Origin of the sequence: Streptomyces sp. NPDC093261, assembly GCF_044753645.1 — a bacterium.
Lineage (GTDB): Bacteria > Actinomycetota > Actinomycetes > Streptomycetales > Streptomycetaceae > Streptomyces.
Genome location: NZ_JBIVNO010000010.1, coordinates 254,405 through 271,633, shown reverse-complemented (window position 1 = coordinate 271,633; position 17,229 = coordinate 254,405). Strand labels below are relative to the sequence as shown.

Sequence of the window (17,229 nt, the reverse complement as noted above, 5' to 3'; positions counted from 1 at the left end):
TCTTCGAGCCGAACACGAGGACGATCACCAGAACCAGGAGCACCAGGTGCCACGGCTCAAGTGCGTTGCGGAACATAGTCTTCACCTTCTCACTGAGGCGGGGCAGCAGGGCATGTGACCGGTCGGACAGGTGTCTGACCATAGTGCTGGCAGCGATCGTAACGCCCAGGGATGAACACGAAACCATTCCCGTGCGTACTTCCGCTTCTACGGACCGCGCCTCGTTCTCCGGACCGCGACTAGCAGCGTACCCAGCCGCGAGGGCGAAGTGCCCCATAGCGCAGGACGTTCGGAAGCTCACAGGAGTTCCCGGCGCGGCTCACAGGGAGTCTGCCGCCCGGGCCGCGTTCACGGTCGCCTGCTCCAGGTCCTCGGCCGCCTTGTTGATACGGCGCGCTGAGTCCGAGACCTGCCTGCCCAGGCGCTGCGCCTCCAGGAAGACGCGGACGGCCAGCACACCGAGGACGGCAAGTCCCACGAAACCCATGGCTACTGCGAACATCGGCCAGAACATGACGCCGAGCCTAGACGGTCCTGGGCGGTTCCGTTCAGATCGGCGGCTGGGCCGGAGGAAGGGGCCCGCGCCGTGGAGTCCGGCCGAACATATGGTGACGATCTTCTCGTACAACTGATCTTGACAAACGGCGTCAATCTCCGTTTAGCATCGGCTCGACCTGAGGCCGGGGGAACGCCAATTACTGTCGTCCATGAAATGGATTGACGGCCAAGCCGTTGTGCTTTCCTTGGCCTTATCCACTCAATTTCATGGGCGAAAACGTGAAGCTCAAGCAGCGCTTCAGCCTCATCGCCGCCAGCTCCGTCGCGATTCTCAGCATAACCGCCGCCACTCCGGCGAGCGCAGCGACCGTGTCGGCGGACTCCGTGCACCGTGGCAGCGTGGGCTGCTTCAACTATTCCTGGGGGGATGGAAGCGCGACCTACACGATCTATTACCACAACACCTGTAACGTAAAGCCGGCCATTGCCGGCACCACCGACGCGCTGTTCGACAACATCTGGTGCGCCGATGTGGCCGCGGACGGCAAGGGCCACACCGTGGTGTACAACCAGCCCATGACCTTCTCGTCCTCCAAGGGCGGTCACTGCTGACCTGCCGCAAGGCAAAATGCCCGCCGGGTCGGGCAATTCGTTCGCACCAGTGTGAGTGGCAATTCCTCACCCCTGGTCGGGGGCCGGGTCACAGCAACGTGGCCCGGCCCCCTCAGAACCGGACGTTCCCATTCAAGCACCACCGCTCAAACACGGCCGAAGACCGCACAGATTCCGCTTTCTCCGGTCGCCATCGCCCCTGCGACGTCGGCGGTGACATTCAGCACGGACGAGTGAAGCTTTTCGCTCTCCTTCAGAGCCTCGATCAGAGCCACCATGCCGCCGGTCGGCGAATTCGTGGTGGTGCAATCACTTCCTCACAGCGCCGAATGATCGACCGGTGTCACCGGATGCCGGTCCAGTCGCACATTCCCGGTACCGGACAGCGGGAGTACCAGACCGTTCAGTGCAGCCGCAGGGTCCTGACCCCGCCCCCCGTGAGGAGTTCGACAATGCGCTCCCCCGCCGGCTTGCGCACGGACGCGCCGCACTCGGGGCAGGTGAAGGAGTAGAAGGTCGTCTTGCTGCTGGCGCCGATCACCAGCCGCAACGCGCTCGCGCCCAGCTCGAAGCGGGCCCGGCAGTCCGGGCAGCCGGCTCTGAACACCACGTCGGCCACCCGCCGCATGCCGGCGAACGCCGTCCGCACCGACATCTCCGCCGCCCCGGGCGCCTGCGGCGCACCGGCCGAGGCACCCGACTGCTCCGACGCACCCGACATCGCCGACATGCTCACAGCCCCTGCTCCTGCCTGTCGTACAGCCCGTCCCGAACTCCGTCCGGCCCGTCATACGCCGCGAGCGCCTCACGGGCCGCCCGGCGGGCGCTCTCCGCGAGGTCCTGCGGCGACACGATCCGGCCGTCACGCCCGAGCCGCAGCGCCAGCCGTCGCAGCGACGCCGGCTCCGGAGTCCGCAAGGTGATACGCAGCCCGCCGTCCGGAAGCTCATCCGCGCGGTCGTGCGGGTAGTACTCGGCGACCCAGCGCCCGCCCGGGCCGACCTCCACGACAACCTCGGGGTCCTCGGCGGCGGGCTGGACGAGTCCCTCCGAGAGATCTCGCAGCTCGACCTCCGGGGGCGCCGACGGCTCGTCCAGGATCCTGATCTCGGCGACCCGGTCGAGCCGGAAGGTGCGGCGCGCCTCGGAGCGGCGGCACCACGCCTCCACATAGGTGTGGCCGACGCTGACCAGGCGGATCGGGTCGATCTCGCGCTCGGTGACCTCGTCACGGGCCGGCGAGTAGTAGCGGATCCACAGCCGGCGGCGCTCGGAGATCGCACGGTCGACGTCCGCGAAGACCCCTCCCTCCGACTCGAACGTCACCGACAGGCGCGAGCTGGCACCCGCGGCCTCGCCGGCGGCGGTCTCCACCTTGGCGGTGGCGCGCAGCAGCGCCTGCCGGTCGCTCTCTCGCAGTCCGGGCAGGGTGGCCACGGCCCGCGCGGCCACGAGCAGCGCGGTCGCCTCGTCGGCGGCCAGCCGCAGGGGCTCGGCGGCCTCCGCGCCGAGGGCGGCCGGGTTGTGCCACCAGATGCGCTCACCGTCGGTGTCGATGTCGAGCAGATCACCCCCGCGGAAGCTGGTGCCGCACATGGGCAGCACATCGAGGTCCGAGACCAGCTCGTCCTCGGTGATCCCGAAGGCCCGGGCGACGTCCTCGATGCGCGCACCGGGGCGCTCCCGCAGATAGGTCACCAGGGAGAGCATCCGCCGGGTCTGGTCGATGGCGTTCGCGGGTCTGGCCGGTTTGGCTGCCACTGTGCTCCGTCCCCCTCCTCAGCCCTTGGCCACGGCACGCAGCCGGTCCACCACATCGGCCCGCAGCTCGGCCGGCTCCAGGACCACCACATCGGGCCCGAACTCGACCAGCCAGGCGTCGAGACCGTGCCCGTACGGAATCTCCAACTCGTCCCACCCGTCGCCGAGTTCCCGTACGGAGGTGGCTTTCGCCCGAAGGGGGTATCCCGCGCCCGTGCGCAGCCGGATCCGGGCCGAACGGTCCGCGGTCTCCCCCGCCCAGCCCGCCACGGTCTCACGGACCGTGACCACGTCGGGCACCTGCGCGGTGAAGCTGCCGCCGCGGCTGCGCACCTTGCCGGTGATCCGGGACAGCCGGAAGACACGCTCCGCGCCCCGGTCGCGGTCCCAGCCGGCCAGATACCAGTGGCCACGCCAGCACTCCAGCGCCCAGGGCTCCACATGCCGGGGCTCGGGCCGGGCGGCGTTGGCCTTGCGGTAGTCGAAGACGACGGGGCGGCGGTCCCGGCAGGCCAGCATCAGCGGCTCGAAGGCGGCCTCGTGCACGGGGATACGGGGCTCCAGGGCCCCATGGACCTCGTACGGGTCGACGTCCTCGGGCAGGCCCGCGGCGCGCAGCTTCTGCAGCGCACCGCTCGCCGCACCGGCAAGCCGGGCCTGCTGCCACACCTTGGCTGCCAGGCCGAGCGCGGCGGCCTCCTCGGCGTCGAGCGTGATGGGCGGGAGCCGGTTGCTGTCGTGGCGAGCGAGATAGCCGATCTCGCCGTCCAGGTTCTCCACGGTCTCGATGACCAGGCCCAGCTCGCGCAGATCGTCCTTGTCCCGCTCGAACATCCGGTTGAAGGAGTCGTCCGACCCCGCCTCGAGGTAGGCCTCGATGGACTCGCGCAGCTCGCGCTTGCTGAGCGGCCGGCGCGTCCCGAGCAGACACAGCGCCAGGTTCATCAGCCGCTCGGCCTTGGCAATGGCCATCGACGCCCTTCGCCTCCCTATGGTGCTTACGATCGAGACCGTACCGCTCGCGCGGGGCACGGCAAAAGCCGAGCGCCCATGCCCGGACGGGCATGGGCGCAAGATGATCGGTTCCGATCGCCCGCGTCGCATCGACCGCATCACATCGGCCGCATCGACCGCATCACATCGGCCGCACTGCGCCTGGGCCGTCCCGGCTGGGCGAGAGCCCCTCCGGGGGCCGGATTGGTGCGGCATCCTTCGGCGCCGTAGGGCCGAGGCCCGTCAAGAGCCGCCGGCCCAGGGTCGTCCGGAGGCGCGTCGGTCCAAGGCCGGCCCAGAGGCGTCGGTCCGGAACCCCGGTCCGCAGCCGGACCGGAGCGCTCCGCCCGGCCGACCCCGCCCCGGCCCGGGCGGGCGCCGGTGATCGGGGCTCGGATCAGACCGCGACCAGGTCGCAGACGAAGATCAGCGTCTCGCCCGGCTTGATACGGGCGCCGGCGCCACGGTCACCGTAGGCCAGGTGCGGAGGGATGGTCAGCTGGCGGCGGCCGCCGACCTTCATGCCCTGCACGCCCTGGTCCCAGCCCTTGATGACCTGGCCTACACCGAGCTGGAAGTTCAGCGGGGCGCCGCGGTTCCAGGACGCGTCGAACTCCTCACCGGTGGAGAAGGCCACGCCCACGTAGTGGACGGAGACGGTGTCGCCCGCCTTCGCCTCCGGACCGTCGCCCACCCAGATGTCCTGGATCTCGAGGTCGGCCGGCGGCTCGCCGCCCGGGAAGTCGATCTCGGGCTTCTCGATGCTCACGTCAAAAGCTCCTGCTTGTTCGGGTTGAGGCCATTGCGGCCGGAACGACACTCTCACATCGCCGCGAGGGTTTACATCTTCGCCAGGATGTCGACCGAGAACACCAGCGTGGAGTCCTTCTTGATGCCGCTGCCCTGGGGCGGGTTGTCGCCGTACCCCAGCTTCGGCGGGATGACGACCAGGACCCGGCTGCCCACCTTCTTGCCGGTGAGCCCCTCGGCCCAGCCCTTGACGACCTGCTGCAACGAGAACGACGTCAGCTGCCCGCGGCCGTAGGTGGAGTCGAACTCCTTGCCGGTGTCCCAGAGCACGCCCTTGTACTGCACCAGGACCGTGCTGTCCGCCGCGACCTGGGCCCCGTTCCCCTCGATCACGTACTTCGAGACCAGGCCCGTCGGGGGTTTCACCTTGGGGACGTCGATGGACGGGGCCTTGCCGTCGGTGTTGGTGCCGACCTTCGGCACGTTGGGGTCGTTCTGCGCCACGGCCTTGCCCTTGGCCGAGCTCTTCGCGTTGAACGTGTTCTCGATGTCCACCACGAACACCAGCGTGTCGGTGCCCTTGATGCCCGCCTGGGTGTTGCCCTGCGAGCCGTAGCCCCAGGTCGGGGGCACGGCCATCAGCACCCGGCTTCCGGCCTTCTTGCCCTGGAGCGCATACCGCCAGCCGTCGATGATGCCGCCCTGGGCGAGCTGGATGACCAGCGGCGTCTTGCGGTCGTAGGAGTTGTCGAAGACCTTCGCCGTGTCCCAGATCTGGCCCAGGTAGTTGGCCTGGATGTAGTCGTTCTCCGCAACGATCGGTCCGCTGCCCGCGATCACCGTCTTGACCGCCAAATCCTTGGGCGGGGAACCGGGGCCCTTCGCCACGGTCGGCTTCTCGTCGAACTTCGTCCCTGCGACGATCGCCGGCAGCGGCCCTTCGACGATCTTCGGCGGCGGGGCGGCGGCCGGAGCCGAGGCCGAGGGGGACGGGCTGGTGCTGGTCTTGCTCTTGCCGGATCCGTTGTCGCCGCATGCGGCGAGCGTGACCATTCCGGCGGGCAGAGCGGCAAGGAGCAGCGAGCGTCGGCGCACGATGGGGCCTCGTATCGATCGATCTTGTCGGTTGTCGTGCGCGCAACTCTACGGCGTGCGAAGGGCGCCGTACGGCAAACGTACGGCGCCCGCGTTGCGCTCCCGCCGGCGGCGGGAACGCATCCTTCACATTCCGGCGATCAGCTTCTCCACCCGGTCGTCCACCGAACGGAACGGGTCCTTGCACAACACGGTGCGCTGCGCCTGGTCGTTCAGCTTCAGATGCACCCAGTCCACCGTGAAATCGCGGCGCTGTTCCTGTGCACGCCGGATGAAGTCGCCGCGCAGCCGCGCCCGAGTGGTCTGCGGGGGAACCGACTTGCCCTCGAAGATCTTCAAGTCGTTGCAGATCCGGGTGGCTTGGCCCTTCTTCTCCAGCAGGTAGTACAAGCCGCGACGACGGTGGATGTCGTGATATGCGAGGTCTATCTGCGCGACCCGCGGGTGCGACATCGTCATGTTGTGCTTGGCGCGATACCGCTCGATGAGCTTGTACTTCATCACCCAGTCGATTTCGGTATCGATCCGGTCCAGGTCCTCCGACTCGATCGCGTCCAGCGTACGGCCCCACAGCTCCAGGACCTGCTCGACCGTGCCCGTACGGATGCCGCGGCGCTCGCAGAAGTCCACGGCCTTCTCGTAGTACTCGCGCTGGACCTCCAGCGCGGAGGCCTCACGGCCGCTCGCCAGGCGCACCTTGCGGCGGCCCGTGATGTCATGGCTGACCTCGCGGATGGCCCGGATCGGGTTCTCCAGGGTGAGATCCCGCATCACCGTGCCCGCCTCGATCATGCGCAGCACCAGGTCGGTGGCGCCGACCTTGAGCAGCATCGTCGTCTCCGACATGTTCGAGTCGCCGACGATGACATGCAGACGGCGGTAGCGCTCGGCGTCGGCGTGCGGCTCGTCCCGCGTGTTGATGATCGGCCGGGAACGCGTGGTCGCCGAGCTGACGCCCTCCCAGATGTGCTCGGCCCGCTGGCTCACGCAGTAGACCGCGCCCCGCGGGGTCTGCAGCACCTTGCCCGCGCCGCACAGCAGCTGCCGTGTGACCAGGAACGGGATCAGGATGTCCGCGAGCCGGGAGAACTCTCCGTGCCGCGCCACCAGATAGTTCTCATGGCAACCGTAGGAGTTGCCCGCCGAGTCCGTGTTGTTCTTGAAAAGATAGACGTCGCCCGCGATTCCCTCCTCGTGCAGGCGGCGCTCGGCGTCGACCAGCAGTCCCTCGAGAATGCGCTCGCCGGCCTTGTCGTGGGTGACCAGTTCGGTCACATTGTCACATTCCGGTGTCGCGTATTCCGGATGTGAGCCCACGTCGAGATAGAGACGGGCCCCGTTGCGCAGAAAGACATTGCTGCTGCGGCCCCATGACACGACACGGCGGAAGAGGTACCGCGCCACCTCGTCAGGCGACAGGCGGCGCTGTCCCCTGAACGTGCACGTGACGCCGTACTCGTTCTCCAGCCCGAAAATGCGGCGGTCCATGACTGAACATTACGCCCGATCCCCCGAGCTGAAACGGGGTTCGACGGCACGGTTTGGATCATTTTCCCATGAAGCCGCAACCACCGCCCCCTCCGCGGGAGCTGCCAGGACCCGTCCGGTGGCCAGCAGGACCAGAAACGACACCACCCCCGCGACACCCGGCACCGCGAACCCCCACCGGGCCCCGCCCGCCTGCACCACCGGCCCCGCCACGCCCGTACCGACCGAGGCCCCCACGGTGAACGTCGTCACAAGCCAGGAGAACGCCTCGGTGACCGTCCCCCTCGGCGCATGCCGGTCCACGATGATGAACGCGCAGGCGATACACGGCGCCAGGAACACCCCCGCCAGCACGGCCAGCAGCACCATGGCCACCGCACCCGGTACCAGCGTCAGCGGCAGATAACACACCGCCAGAAGCCCCACCAGCACACGCAGTCGCCGCTCGGGCGCGCCGGGCCACCTCCGCGCCCCGTACAGCATGCCCCCGGCGAGCGCGCCGAGCCCCACACCCGCCATCAGCCACCCGTACACCGTGTCCCCACCGTGGCCGTCGGCGTACGACACCGCCGCCACCGTGATGGAACCGAGCGCGATACCGACGCACAGAAACGCCCCGAGGAGCGCCAGCAGGCCCGGCGAGCGCAGAGCACCCAGCCAGTGCGCGGCACGCGGCGCCGACCGCCACGCCCGCGACGGCGGGGAGAGGACCACCGACAGCGCGCCCAGCACCCCGACGACGCTGAGCACCACCAGCGCCACCCGCGCCGACCACAGGGACGCGCACAGCGTGACCAGCAGCGGTCCGACGGTGAACATCACCTCCTGGGCGACCGCGTCCATCGCGTACGCGGTGTGCACCTGCTCCTCCCGGCGCAGCACGGACGGCCACAGAGCCCGCAGGCCGCCCTCCAGGGGCGGCGTGAACAGCCCCGCGACCGCCATCGCGGCATACGCCACCACGCGCGGCTCCAGGCCCGTCAGGGCGAAGGCGGCCATGGCGAGGGCCGAGACCAGCGCGGCGGGCAGCTGGACGCGCGGCTGGCCGTGCAGGTCGACCAGCCGGCCGAGCAGCGGCTGCCCCGCGGCGTTGGCCACCCCGTACACCGCCGCGAGAACGCCCGCGAGGCTGTACGTACCGCCCTCGGCACGCACGAAGAGCACCACCGCGATCGCCGCGGTGGCGTTCGGCAGCCGGCCCACGAGCGTCCCGACGAGCAGACGCGCGGCGTGCTTCGCCCTCAGGATCTCCAGATAACCCGCGGCCATCCCGCCCTCTCCCTGCTTCCGCGCGCGGCCATCACGCGCTCCCGCGTGCCGCCTGCGCGCCCTGTCCGTGCCGTCTCCGGGCGGATTCCGCCCGCTCCGAGCCGATTCCGGTCCGCTGTCCGGGCTCCTTTTCAGGCCCTTCCCGGGCCGCTTCCGTGTCGGCCACAGGCGACGTTGTACGTATAACGTCGCCTGCCATACGTACCATGTGCGCTGTCCACGAGTCCAGACGAAAGAGCAGGCCCACGGTGGCATCAGGTAGCACGCGACCCACGAGCCGCGATGTCGCCCAGTCCGCCGGAGTCTCCCAGGCCGCGGTCTCCCTGGTCCTCGGCGACAAATGGCGCGGACGCGTCTCCGCGGCCACCGCCGAACGGGTGCGCCAGGCCGCACGGGAACTCGGCTACCGGCCCAACCTCGCCGCACGCAACCTCCGCCTCGGCCGTACCCGGACCGTCCTCCTCGTCGTCCCCGCCCTGACCACCGAGTTCTTCGCCGGCGTCTACACCGGAGCCGCCCGCATCGCCGCCCAGCACGGCTTCGGCGTCGTGCTCTACCCCTCCCCCGAAGGCGTCGGCCCCGCCAGAGACCCCTTCCACTCCGCCCAGGCGGCCCTCGACGGCGTGATCGCCTCCTCCATGGCCGCCGACGCCCTCACCGCCATCCACGGCGACCAGCTGCCGCTCGTGATGCTCGACAGCGACCCCCACGGCAGCCTCGGCGCCGCCACCGTCAACCTCGACATCGCCGACGGCGTACGCCAGGTGGCCGACCACCTGCTCGCCCTCGGCCACCGCCGCTTCCTCCACCTCGCCGCCGACGTCCCCTCCTGGACCTTCCGCATACGCGCACAAGAACTCGCCGCACGTCTCGCGGGCACCCCAGGCGCCACCCTGCGCACCACCCGCGCACCCATCGCCATCGAGGGCGCCCTCGCCGCCGCCGAGGCCGCCCTCGCCGCCCCCGGTCCCCGGCCCACCGCCCTCGTCTGCGACGACGACAAGCTCGCCGCCGGCGCCTACAAGGCCGCCCGGCGCCTCGGCCTGCGCATCCCCGAGGACCTGTCCGTCACCGGCCTCGACGACCTCGCCCTCGCCACGGCCCTCGACCCGGAGCTGACCACCGTCCGCCTCGACGCGGAACTCTTCGGCGAACGGGGCATGCACGCCCTCCTCGCCGTCCTGGACGGCCGGACACCGGAACAGGGAGACATACCCGTCGATCTCGTCGTACGGGGTTCCACGGCGCCGCCGCCCGGCTCCTGACACACCGCGGACTTCCGACCCGCGACGCGCAACGCCGCGTGCCCCGGCCGTTCTCGGCCGGGGCACGCGGCGACGCACCGATACGGGTCACGCCCCCCGCGGGGCGTGACGCCGGATCACTCCTCGTCCTCGGAGGACTCGGCCTCCGCCTCCGCGACGGTCGTCGCGCCGCCCGCCTCCAGCAACCGGGAGAGCTGACGGCCCACGATCCGCTTGAACTTCCGCTGCTGCGGACGCGTACGGTCCAGGACCGCGACCTCCAGGCGCTCGGCGGGGATCTCCCGCTCGCTGCCGTTCGTGTCGCGGGACAGCGCCTGCACCGCCAGCTTCAGCGCCTCCGCCAGGCTCATCCCGTCCCGGTGACGCTGGTCCAGGAAACCGCTGATCTGCTCCGCGTTGCCTCCGACCGCCACCGAGCCGTGCTCGTCCACGATCGATCCGTCGTGCGGCAGACGGTAGATCTGGTCGCCCTCCGGGGTCTCCCCCACCTCGGCGACCACCAGCTCCACCTCGTAGGGCTTCTCCGCCGCACTCGAGAAGATCGTGCCCAGCGTCTGCGCGTAGACGTTCGCCAGACCGCGGGCGGTCACATCGTGGCGGTCATAGGTGTAACCCCGCAGGTCGGCATAGCGGACACCGCCGATGCGGAGGTTCTCGTACTCGTTGTACTTGCCGGCCGCCGCGAAACCGATCCGGTCGTAGATCTCGCTGAACTTGTGCAGCGCACGGGACGGGTTCTCACCGACGAACACGATGCCGTCGGCGTACTGCATCACGACCAGGCTGCGGCCGCGCGCGATGCCCTTGCGGGCGTACTCCGCCCGGTCGGCCATGGCCTGCTGGGGGGAGACATAGAACGGCGTCGACACCGGTTATCCGTCCCTTTCTGTCAAAGTCACACGATCACCTTCACCACAACCAAGGGCCCGGCGTCAGAGCAGGGCGGCCTTCGGACCGTCCGGCTGGTCCAGCCGGTGCTGCAGGACCGCACGGGCGATGTCACCCGCCTCGTCCTCGGTGAGCCGGCGGAAGCCGTCCTCGGTGATCACGGTGACGATCGGATAGATCCGGCGCGCGACATCGGGACCGCCTGTCGCCGAGTCGTCGTCTGCCGCGTCGTACAAGGCCTGGACCACCAGCGTGGTGGCCTGCTCCTCGGTCAGATCATCACGGTAGAGCTTCTTCATGGCGCCGCGCGCGAAGATCGAGCCGGAACCCGTGGCCGCGTAGCCGTATTCCTCGGAGCGGCCGCCCGTCACGTCGTAGGAGAAGATGCGGCCCTTCTCGCGGTCCATGTCGTACCCGGCGAAGAGCGGCACCACGGCAAGGCCCTGCATGGCCATGCCCAGGTTGGAACGGATCATGGTCGACAGGCGGTTCGCCTTGCCCTCGAGGGACAGCTGAGCGCCCTCGACCTTCTCGAAGTGCTCCAGCTCCAGCTGGAACAGCTTCACCATCTCCACGGCGAGGCCGGCGGTGCCGGCGATGCCGACCGCCGAGTACTCGTCCGCGGGGAACACCTTTTCGATGTCCCGCTGGGCGATCACATTGCCCATGGTCGCCCGGCGGTCACCCGCGAGCACGACGCCCCCCGGGAACGTCGCGGCCACGATGGTGGTGCCGTGCGGGGCCTCGATCACGCCCTGGGTGGGCGGCAGCTGCCGTTTGCCGGGCAGCAGCTCGGGCTGGTGCTCGGAGAGGAAGTCCATGAAGGACGACGACCCGGGCGTCAGGAAGGCAGCCGGTAGACGCCCGGTGCTACGAGGGTTGGCTTCCACGCGTTTCCTTCCAGATAGTCGGCAGCTCGGTACATCGCTTCGGGGTCCTCCCCCAACAGGCCGAGGCCGGAATTGCAGTTGAAGCACAGTACGCCACGGACCCTACCCGTCTCATGACGGTGATCAACCCGGGTTGCCGGAGCTGCCCGGCAGACACAGCAGACACCCCCTGAGAGGCCCTGAGAGGCCCTGAGAGGCGATCAGCCGGTCGCGCACGCGCGGCGGCGGTGCCGCATGCCGTCGAGGTTCGTCCGCTTGACGGCGAAGGCTGCGCGCGGATCGACCTCGCCGCACCGCCCGCAGCGCTTCGTCCCAGGCCTCGTCGCCACCCCTGCCCCTCACCCGCCTTCGAATCGAAGGGGAAGACGGGCTACTGCCCACCCTTCTGAACGAAGGAACGCACGAAGTCCTCTGCGTTTTCCTCGAGTACGTCGTCGATCTCGTCCAGAACCGAGTCCACGTCGTCGCTCAGCTTCTCGTGCCGCTCCTTCAGGTCCTCGGTAGCCTGCGCGTCCTGCGCCTGCTCCTCGACCTCCTCGGTGGAGCGCGTGGCCTTCTGCTGTCCGCCGCCGGTGTCCTTGGTCGCCATAACCCTCACCCCGCTCAGTTCGCCCGACATGGTCGGCATTCCTGCCGATCGGTGATGATCAGACCCTACAAGCCCGGTCCGACATCGGCCCCGTGGTTGCTCCAACGTACGGGGACCGCCTCGATGATTCCCGGGCGCCGGGATTTACTACCCTGCCCGGCCGAGGCGCCCGTACACCCGCTCAGCCGCCGGAGAGCACCCTGACCAGGTCCTCCGCCGTACGGCAGCGGTCCAGCAGCGCCTTGACGTGATTACGCGTTCCGCGAAGCGGTTCCAGGGTTGGAACGCGCTGCAGCGAGTCCCGGCCCGGGAGATCGAAGATCACCGAGTCCCAGGAGGCCGCCGCGACGTCGTCCGCGTACTGCTCCAGGCAGCGGCCGCGGAAGTACGCGCGCGTGTCCTCCGGCGGCTTTGTGCGGGCCCGCTCGACCTCGGCCTCGTCCAGGAGCCGCTTCATGCGCCCACGGGCCACCAGACGGTTGTAGAGGCCCTTCTCGGCCCGTACGTCGGCGTACTGGAGGTCCACCAGATGGAGCCGGGCGGCGTCCCAGTCGAGGCTGTCGCGGCGCCGGTATCCCTCCATGAGCTCGCGTTTGGCGACCCAGTCCAGTTCGCCGGCCAGGCTCATGGGGTCCCGCTCCAGGCGGTTCAGCGTGTCCTCCCAGCGGGAGAGCACGTCCTTGGTCTGGTCGTCGGCGTCGGCCCCGAAGCGCTCCTCCACGTACTTGCGCGAGAGCTCGTAGTACTCCATCTGGAGCTGGACGGCGGTGAGTGTCCGGCCGCTGCGGAGCGTGACGAGGCGCTTGAGTCCGGGATCGTGTGAGACCTGGTGGAGGGTGCGGACGGGCTGGTCGACGGCGAGGTCGACGGCGATGAAGCCGTCCTCGATCATCGACAGGACCAGGGCGGTCGTGCCCAGCTTGAGGTAGGTCGAGATCTCCGACAGGTTCGCGTCGCCGATGATCACGTGGAGGCGGCGGTATTTCTCCGCGTCCGCGTGCGGTTCGTCCCGTGTGTTGATGATGGGCCGCTTGAGTGTCGTCTCGAGGCCGACCTCGACCTCGAAGTAGTCGGCGCGCTGGCTGAGCTGGAAGCCGTGTTCGTGGCCGTCCTGGCCGACGCCGACGCGGCCGGCGCCGGCGATGACCTGGCGGGAGACGAAGAAGGGCGTGAGGTGGCGCACGATGTCGGAGAAGGGGGTCTCCCGCTTCATCAGGTAGTTCTCGTGCGTGCCGTAGGAGGCGCCCTTGTTGTCGGTGTTGTTCTTGTAGAGGTGGATCGGCTGGGCTCCGGGAAGCTGGGCGGCGCGTTCCGCGGCCTCGGCCATGATCCGCTCGCCGGCCTTGTCCCAGAGGACGGCGTCGCGGGGGTTGGTCACCTCGGGGGCGCTGTATTCGGGGTGGGCGTGGTCGACGTACAGTCGCGCGCCGTTGGTGAGGATCACATTGGCCAGGCCGATGTCCTCGTCGGTGAGCTGGCTGGCGTCGGCGGCCTCGCGGGCGAGGTCGAAGCCTCGCGCGTCCCGCAGCGGGTTCTCCTCCTCGAAGTCCCAGCGGGCCCGGCGGGCCCGGTGCATCGCCGCCGCGTAGGCGTTGACGATCTGGGATGAGGTGAGCATGGCATTGGCGTTGGGGTGGCCGGGGACGGAGATGCCGTACTCCGTCTCGATGCCCATTACTCGCCGTACGGTCATGCGGCCCTCCTTGCCAGGCGGCGCCCTCGGTCGGGGGCGGCGCTCAAGTACCGCTGGTGCTCCGGTGCGCGTGCGGTGCCCGTCCCCGCACGGCGCGACGCGGTGGTACGAAAGAGCCTAGAACGCCTTTGCGCTGGTGGGGAGATCATTTGCGTCATTGCCTTGCTCCGGCCGTGTCCGGAAAAGGGTCGGCTGCGGGTACCCGATGACGGGACCCGCAGCCGTCCTGCCTTTTACAGGTACTGACCGGTGTTCGCCACCGTGTCGATGGAGCGTCCGGTGTCCGCGCCCTGCTTTCCGGTGATCAGGGTACGGATGTAGACGATCCGCTCGCCCTTCTTTCCGGAGATGCGGGCCCAGTCGTCGGGGTTGGTGGTGTTGGGCAGGTCCTCGTTCTCCTTGAACTCGTCCACACACGCCTGGAGGAGGTGGGAGACCCTGAGGCCTTTCTGGTTGTGTTCGAGGAAGTCCTTGATCGCCATTTTCTTGGCGCGTCCGACAATGTTTTCGATCATGGCGCCGGAATTGAAGTCCTTGAAGTAGAGGACTTCCTTGTCACCGTTGGCGTAGGTGACCTCCAGGAAACGGTTCTCGTCGGACTCGGCGTACATCTGTTCCACGGCGGTCTGGATCATGCCCTGGACGGTGGCCGCCTTGTCGCCCCGGTGCTCGCTGACGTCGTCGGCGTGCAGGGGGAGGTTCTCGGTGAGGTACTTGCCGAAGATGTCCCTGGCCGCTTCGGCGTCGGGACGCTCGATCTTGATCTTGACGTCGAGGCGGCCGGGTCGCAGGATCGCCGGGTCGATCATGTCCTCGCGGTTCGAGGCGCCGATGACGACCACGTTCTGCAGGCCCTCCACGCCGTCGATCTCGGCGAGCAGCTGGGGGACGATGGTGTTCTCCACGTCCGAGCTGACGCCGGAGCCGCGGGTGCGGAAGAGCGACTCCATCTCATCGAAGAAGACGATGACGGGGGTGCCCTCGCTGGCCTTCTCCCGGGCGCGCTGGAAGACGAGGCGGATCTGCCGCTCGGTCTCGCCGACGTACTTGTTCAGCAGCTCGGGGCCCTTGATGTTGAGGAAGAAGCTCTTCCCGGCGGCCTGGCCGGTGACCTCGGCGACCTTCTTCGCCAGGGAGTTGGCCACGGCCTTGGCGATGAGGGTCTTGCCGCACCCCGGAGGGCCGTAGAGCAGGACGCCCTTGGGCGGGCGCAGTTCGTGCTCCTTGAAGAGGTCGGGGTAGAGGTAGGGCAGCTCGACCGCGTCGCGGATGGCTTCGATCTGGCCCGCGAGGCCGCCGATCTGCTCGTAGCCGATGTCGGGGACCTCTTCGAGGACGAGTTCCTCGACCTCGCTCTTCGGTACGACCTCGTAGACATAGCCGGAGCGGGGTTCGAGCAGAAGGGCGTCGCCGGGTCGGATGGTGACGTCCAGCAGCGGCTCGGCGAGCCGTACCACCCGTTCCTCGTCGGTGTGCCCGAGCACCAGGGCGCGCTCGCCGTCCTCGAGGACTTCCTTGAGGGTGACGATGTCCCCGACGCGCTCGAACTCCATGGCCTCGACCACGTTGAGCGCTTCGTTGAGCATTACTTCCTGGCCGCGGCGGAGTTCCTCGAGCTCCACGCTGGGGCTGACGTTCACCCGGAGCTTGCGGCCTCCGGTGAAGATGTCGGCCGTGCCGTCCTCGTTCGCCTGCAGGAAGACACCGAAGCCGGCCGGCGGCTGGGCGAGCCGGTCGACCTCCTCCTTGAGGGCCACGATCTGGTCGCGGGCCTCACGGAGCGTGTTGGCGAGCCGCTCGTTCTGCGCGGACACGCCGGCCAGGTTGGTCTGCAACTCGACGATCCGCTCTTCGAGAATCCTCGTGTGTCGCGGAGAGTCGGCGAGCTTGCGTCGCAGGACGGCGATCTCCTGCTCAAGGTAGGCGATCTGCCCGGCCGGGTCCTCGGACCCTCGTCCCGGGCGGATGCCGCGGTTAATGTCGTCGTCGTGGGCTGCCACGGTCCTCACCTCCTCCAAGGGGAGCTGGACGCTTCCAGACCCTACCTGGGTGGGTGTCGATTGAAACCCCTAGATCACAAAGACTGTCGAGGTGTGTCCGATCTTCACCCTTGCGCTCTCCCTCACGCCAGGGGAATACCCACCGAACATGATTGGAAAGCGGCCGAGGGTAGGGTCGGAGTGTTCAACACCCGTCAGGGCTGGCCGGATTCCCGGGGCCGCTCTGCGCAGAAAACGGCAGGAGAGATGACCGTGCAGCAGGCCGAAGTCGACGGCGAGGCGCTGGAGGTCTGGATCGACCAGGATCTGTGTACTGGCGACGGCATCTGTGCCCAGTACGCGCCCGAGGTCTTCGAGCTGGATATCGACGGCCTGGCCTACGTGAAGGGTCCGGAGGACGAGCTTCTGCAGGCCAAGGGGGCCACAACCCCCGTGCCGCTGCCGCTTCTCACGGATGTGGTCGACTCGGCGCGGGAGTGTCCCGGTGAGTGCATCCATGTACGTCGGGTTTCGGACAAGGTGGAGATCCACGGCCCTGACGCCGAGTGATCGTACGACCACAGGCTGTCATGCATGTCTGTTTTCTCACACCGGGTTCGCCCGCCCGACGCCCCGGTGCCCCCGGGCGGTCATGCGGACGTGGGTCCCGGGGGTGGTGAGCGGCGTCACACGGTCCGGGCGGCGGAGGGGGTGGAGCGGATGAACGCGCCGCCCTTCCACCGCCATTCGGCGGAGCTCTTCACGTCGGGGCAGCAACTCGGTACGTCGGCCGAGGAGTAGCCGAGCAGGGTCGCGGTGACGGCGGCGTCCCGGACGGCGAGGCCCGTGACCGTGAGGCGGTCCTTGGGGTCGACGAGGGTGGCGACGACACGGGGTTCGGTGGCGCCGGCGGCCTGGGTGAGGACGTAGGCGCCGTCGGGCGGGGTGCCCATGCTCGCGTCGCAGTGGACGACGGCCACGGTCTCGGGGCGGCCGTCACCGTCGAGGTCGCCGGTGGCCTTCTTCGCGACGAGCACCTTGGTGGGGCCGCAGTCGAGGGGGAAGTGGACCTTGGCGGGGTCGGGGGGCATGGCCGTGGCGGAGGCCGCCCTGGCCCGGGGCTGGGGCTGGGCCGCGGTCGCGGAACCGGGTTGCAGCAGGGAGGTCAGCGCGATCACGCCGGAGACCGCGGTGGCTGTGGCGACCCAGTGGATGGGCCGGGTGGTGGTGTGCGCGAGTTCCGGAACGGCGGGGTGCTGCACGAGAGAAGTGTCTCCTGTGAGGGCTGTGCCGGTGGGGGTGCCCCGCATCGTGCCACACGTCACAGTGCGGGGGAACGGCGGGTGCCGACTTCCGGTGGCGCTTCAGGGTTCCGCGGTGGGCGGGGCCCCAACGGGCGAGCGCCGTGGTGGAGTTCCGCTGAGGGTACGGGAACTCGGCCACGGCGCTCGTGCGTTGG

General features: G+C 69.1%; 17 protein-coding genes and 1 pseudogene. 3 read left to right on the top strand and 15 right to left on the bottom strand.

Features of this window, described 5'->3' with window-relative positions:
* Positions 1 to 319 precede the first annotated feature (319 nt).
* Positions 320 to 514 carry a hypothetical protein gene (locus ACIP94_RS22785; RefSeq protein WP_402428454.1) on the bottom strand — a complete coding sequence of 65 codons (195 nt, stop codon included), beginning with the start codon at positions 512 to 514 and terminating at the stop codon, positions 320 to 322.
* Positions 515 to 765: 251 nt separating this feature from the next.
* Here ACIP94_RS22785 and ACIP94_RS22780 point away from each other — a divergent pair, with 251 nt between their 5' ends.
* A complete protein-coding gene (locus tag ACIP94_RS22780) occupies positions 766 to 1,110 on the top strand; it encodes a hypothetical protein (RefSeq protein ID WP_402428451.1) in 345 nt (114 codons plus the stop codon).
* 403 nt (positions 1,111 to 1,513) lie between these two features.
* Here ACIP94_RS22780 and ACIP94_RS22775 read toward each other — a convergent pair whose 3' ends face one another.
* The 7 genes from ACIP94_RS22775 to ACIP94_RS22745 all read right to left on the bottom strand — a co-directional run bounded on the left by ACIP94_RS22775 (position 1,514) and on the right by ACIP94_RS22745 (position 8,466).
* Positions 1,514 to 1,831 carry a hypothetical protein gene (locus ACIP94_RS22775; RefSeq protein WP_402428480.1) on the bottom strand — a complete coding sequence of 106 codons (318 nt, stop codon included), beginning with the start codon at positions 1,829 to 1,831 and terminating at the stop codon, positions 1,514 to 1,516.
* Between the two features lie 11 nt (positions 1,832 to 1,842).
* Positions 1,843 to 2,871 carry a helix-turn-helix transcriptional regulator gene (locus tag ACIP94_RS22770; RefSeq protein WP_402428448.1) on the bottom strand — a complete coding sequence of 343 codons (1,029 nt, stop codon included), beginning with the start codon at positions 2,869 to 2,871 and terminating at the stop codon, positions 1,843 to 1,845.
* Positions 2,872 to 2,889: 18 nt separating this feature from the next.
* Entirely contained in the window at positions 2,890 to 3,843 is a 954-nt protein-coding gene (locus ACIP94_RS22765; RefSeq protein WP_402428445.1) for a helix-turn-helix transcriptional regulator, read from the bottom strand.
* Between the two features lie 418 nt (positions 3,844 to 4,261).
* Positions 4,262 to 4,633, bottom strand: coding sequence for an FKBP-type peptidyl-prolyl cis-trans isomerase (locus tag ACIP94_RS22760; protein ID WP_402428442.1), 372 nt, complete (start codon positions 4,631 to 4,633; stop codon positions 4,262 to 4,264).
* Positions 4,634 to 4,704: 71 nt separating this feature from the next.
* The gene (locus tag ACIP94_RS22755) at positions 4,705 to 5,709 is read right to left on the bottom strand and encodes an FKBP-type peptidyl-prolyl cis-trans isomerase (RefSeq protein WP_402428439.1); all 1,005 of its coding nucleotides are present in this window, start codon (positions 5,707 to 5,709) and stop codon (positions 4,705 to 4,707) included.
* 126 nt (positions 5,710 to 5,835) lie between these two features.
* Positions 5,836 to 7,197, bottom strand: a complete 1,362-nt coding sequence (gene pafA / locus ACIP94_RS22750) for a Pup--protein ligase (RefSeq protein WP_307619711.1) — start codon at positions 7,195 to 7,197, stop codon at positions 5,836 to 5,838.
* Between the two features lie 9 nt (positions 7,198 to 7,206).
* Positions 7,207 to 8,466, bottom strand: a complete 1,260-nt coding sequence (locus ACIP94_RS22745) for an MFS transporter (RefSeq protein ID WP_402428435.1) — start codon at positions 8,464 to 8,466, stop codon at positions 7,207 to 7,209.
* 248 nt (positions 8,467 to 8,714) lie between these two features.
* Here ACIP94_RS22745 and ACIP94_RS22740 point away from each other — a divergent pair, with 248 nt between their 5' ends.
* Entirely contained in the window at positions 8,715 to 9,731 is a 1,017-nt protein-coding gene (locus ACIP94_RS22740) for a LacI family DNA-binding transcriptional regulator (RefSeq protein WP_402428432.1), read from the top strand.
* 116 nt (positions 9,732 to 9,847) lie between these two features.
* On the opposite strand, the gene prcA is transcribed toward ACIP94_RS22740, so the two are convergent.
* The 6 genes and pseudogenes from prcA to arc form a co-directional block, all read right to left on the bottom strand.
* Complete coding sequence (prcA, locus tag ACIP94_RS22735; RefSeq protein WP_402428429.1) at positions 9,848 to 10,600, bottom strand: proteasome subunit alpha; 753 nt, start codon at positions 10,598 to 10,600, stop codon at positions 9,848 to 9,850.
* A 63-nt stretch (positions 10,601 to 10,663) separates the two neighbouring features.
* On the bottom strand, positions 10,664 to 11,509 hold the full coding sequence (gene prcB / locus ACIP94_RS22730) for a proteasome subunit beta (RefSeq protein ID WP_402428426.1): 846 nt from the start codon (positions 11,507 to 11,509) through the stop codon (positions 10,664 to 10,666).
* Positions 11,461 to 11,622: pseudogene (locus ACIP94_RS22725) on the bottom strand (endonuclease domain-containing protein); the annotation flags it as partial. The pseudogene ACIP94_RS22725 and the gene prcB, both read right to left, overlap by 49 nt.
* Before the next feature lie 257 nt (positions 11,623 to 11,879).
* Positions 11,880 to 12,098: a ubiquitin-like protein Pup gene (locus ACIP94_RS22720; RefSeq protein ID WP_356149350.1), complete on the bottom strand. Its 219-nt coding sequence runs from the start codon at positions 12,096 to 12,098 to the stop codon at positions 11,880 to 11,882.
* 181 nt (positions 12,099 to 12,279) lie between these two features.
* Positions 12,280 to 13,791: a depupylase/deamidase Dop gene (dop, locus tag ACIP94_RS22715; protein ID WP_402428423.1), complete on the bottom strand. Its 1,512-nt coding sequence runs from the start codon at positions 13,789 to 13,791 to the stop codon at positions 12,280 to 12,282.
* 233 nt (positions 13,792 to 14,024) lie between these two features.
* Entirely contained in the window at positions 14,025 to 15,791 is a 1,767-nt protein-coding gene (gene arc, locus ACIP94_RS22710) for a proteasome ATPase (RefSeq protein ID WP_402428420.1), read from the bottom strand.
* Between the two features lie 246 nt (positions 15,792 to 16,037).
* Here arc and ACIP94_RS22705 point away from each other — a divergent pair, with 246 nt between their 5' ends.
* On the top strand, positions 16,038 to 16,340 hold the full coding sequence (locus ACIP94_RS22705) for a ferredoxin (RefSeq protein WP_402428417.1): 303 nt from the start codon (positions 16,038 to 16,040) through the stop codon (positions 16,338 to 16,340).
* A 116-nt stretch (positions 16,341 to 16,456) separates the two neighbouring features.
* Here ACIP94_RS22705 and ACIP94_RS22700 read toward each other — a convergent pair whose 3' ends face one another.
* Complete coding sequence (locus ACIP94_RS22700) at positions 16,457 to 17,032, bottom strand: hypothetical protein (RefSeq protein ID WP_402428414.1); 576 nt, start codon at positions 17,030 to 17,032, stop codon at positions 16,457 to 16,459.
* Between the last annotated feature and the right edge of the window lie 197 nt (positions 17,033 to 17,229).

Excerpts from the sequence above, each read along its gene's own strand:
- ACIP94_RS22785 (WP_402428454.1), bottom strand. The coding sequence starts at position 514 with ATGTTCTGGCCGATGTTCGCAGTAGCCATGGGTTTCGTGGGACTTGCC.
- ACIP94_RS22780 (WP_402428451.1), top strand. The coding sequence starts at position 766 with ATGGGCGAAAACGTGAAGCTCAAGCAGCGCTTCAGCCTCATCGCCGCC.
- ACIP94_RS22775 (WP_402428480.1), bottom strand. The coding sequence starts at position 1,831 with ATGTCGGGTGCGTCGGAGCAGTCGGGTGCCTCGGCCGGTGCGCCGCAG.
- ACIP94_RS22765 (WP_402428445.1), bottom strand. The coding sequence starts at position 3,843 with ATGGCCATTGCCAAGGCCGAGCGGCTGATGAACCTGGCGCTGTGTCTG.
- pafA (WP_307619711.1), bottom strand. The coding sequence starts at position 7,197 with ATGGACCGCCGCATTTTCGGGCTGGAGAACGAGTACGGCGTCACGTGC.
- ACIP94_RS22745 (WP_402428435.1), bottom strand. The coding sequence starts at position 8,466 with ATGGCCGCGGGTTATCTGGAGATCCTGAGGGCGAAGCACGCCGCGCGT.
- ACIP94_RS22720 (WP_356149350.1), bottom strand. The coding sequence starts at position 12,098 with ATGGCGACCAAGGACACCGGCGGCGGACAGCAGAAGGCCACGCGCTCC.
- dop (WP_402428423.1), bottom strand. The coding sequence starts at position 13,791 with ATGACCGTACGGCGAGTAATGGGCATCGAGACGGAGTACGGCATCTCC.
- ACIP94_RS22705 (WP_402428417.1), top strand. The coding sequence starts at position 16,038 with ATGACCGTGCAGCAGGCCGAAGTCGACGGCGAGGCGCTGGAGGTCTGG.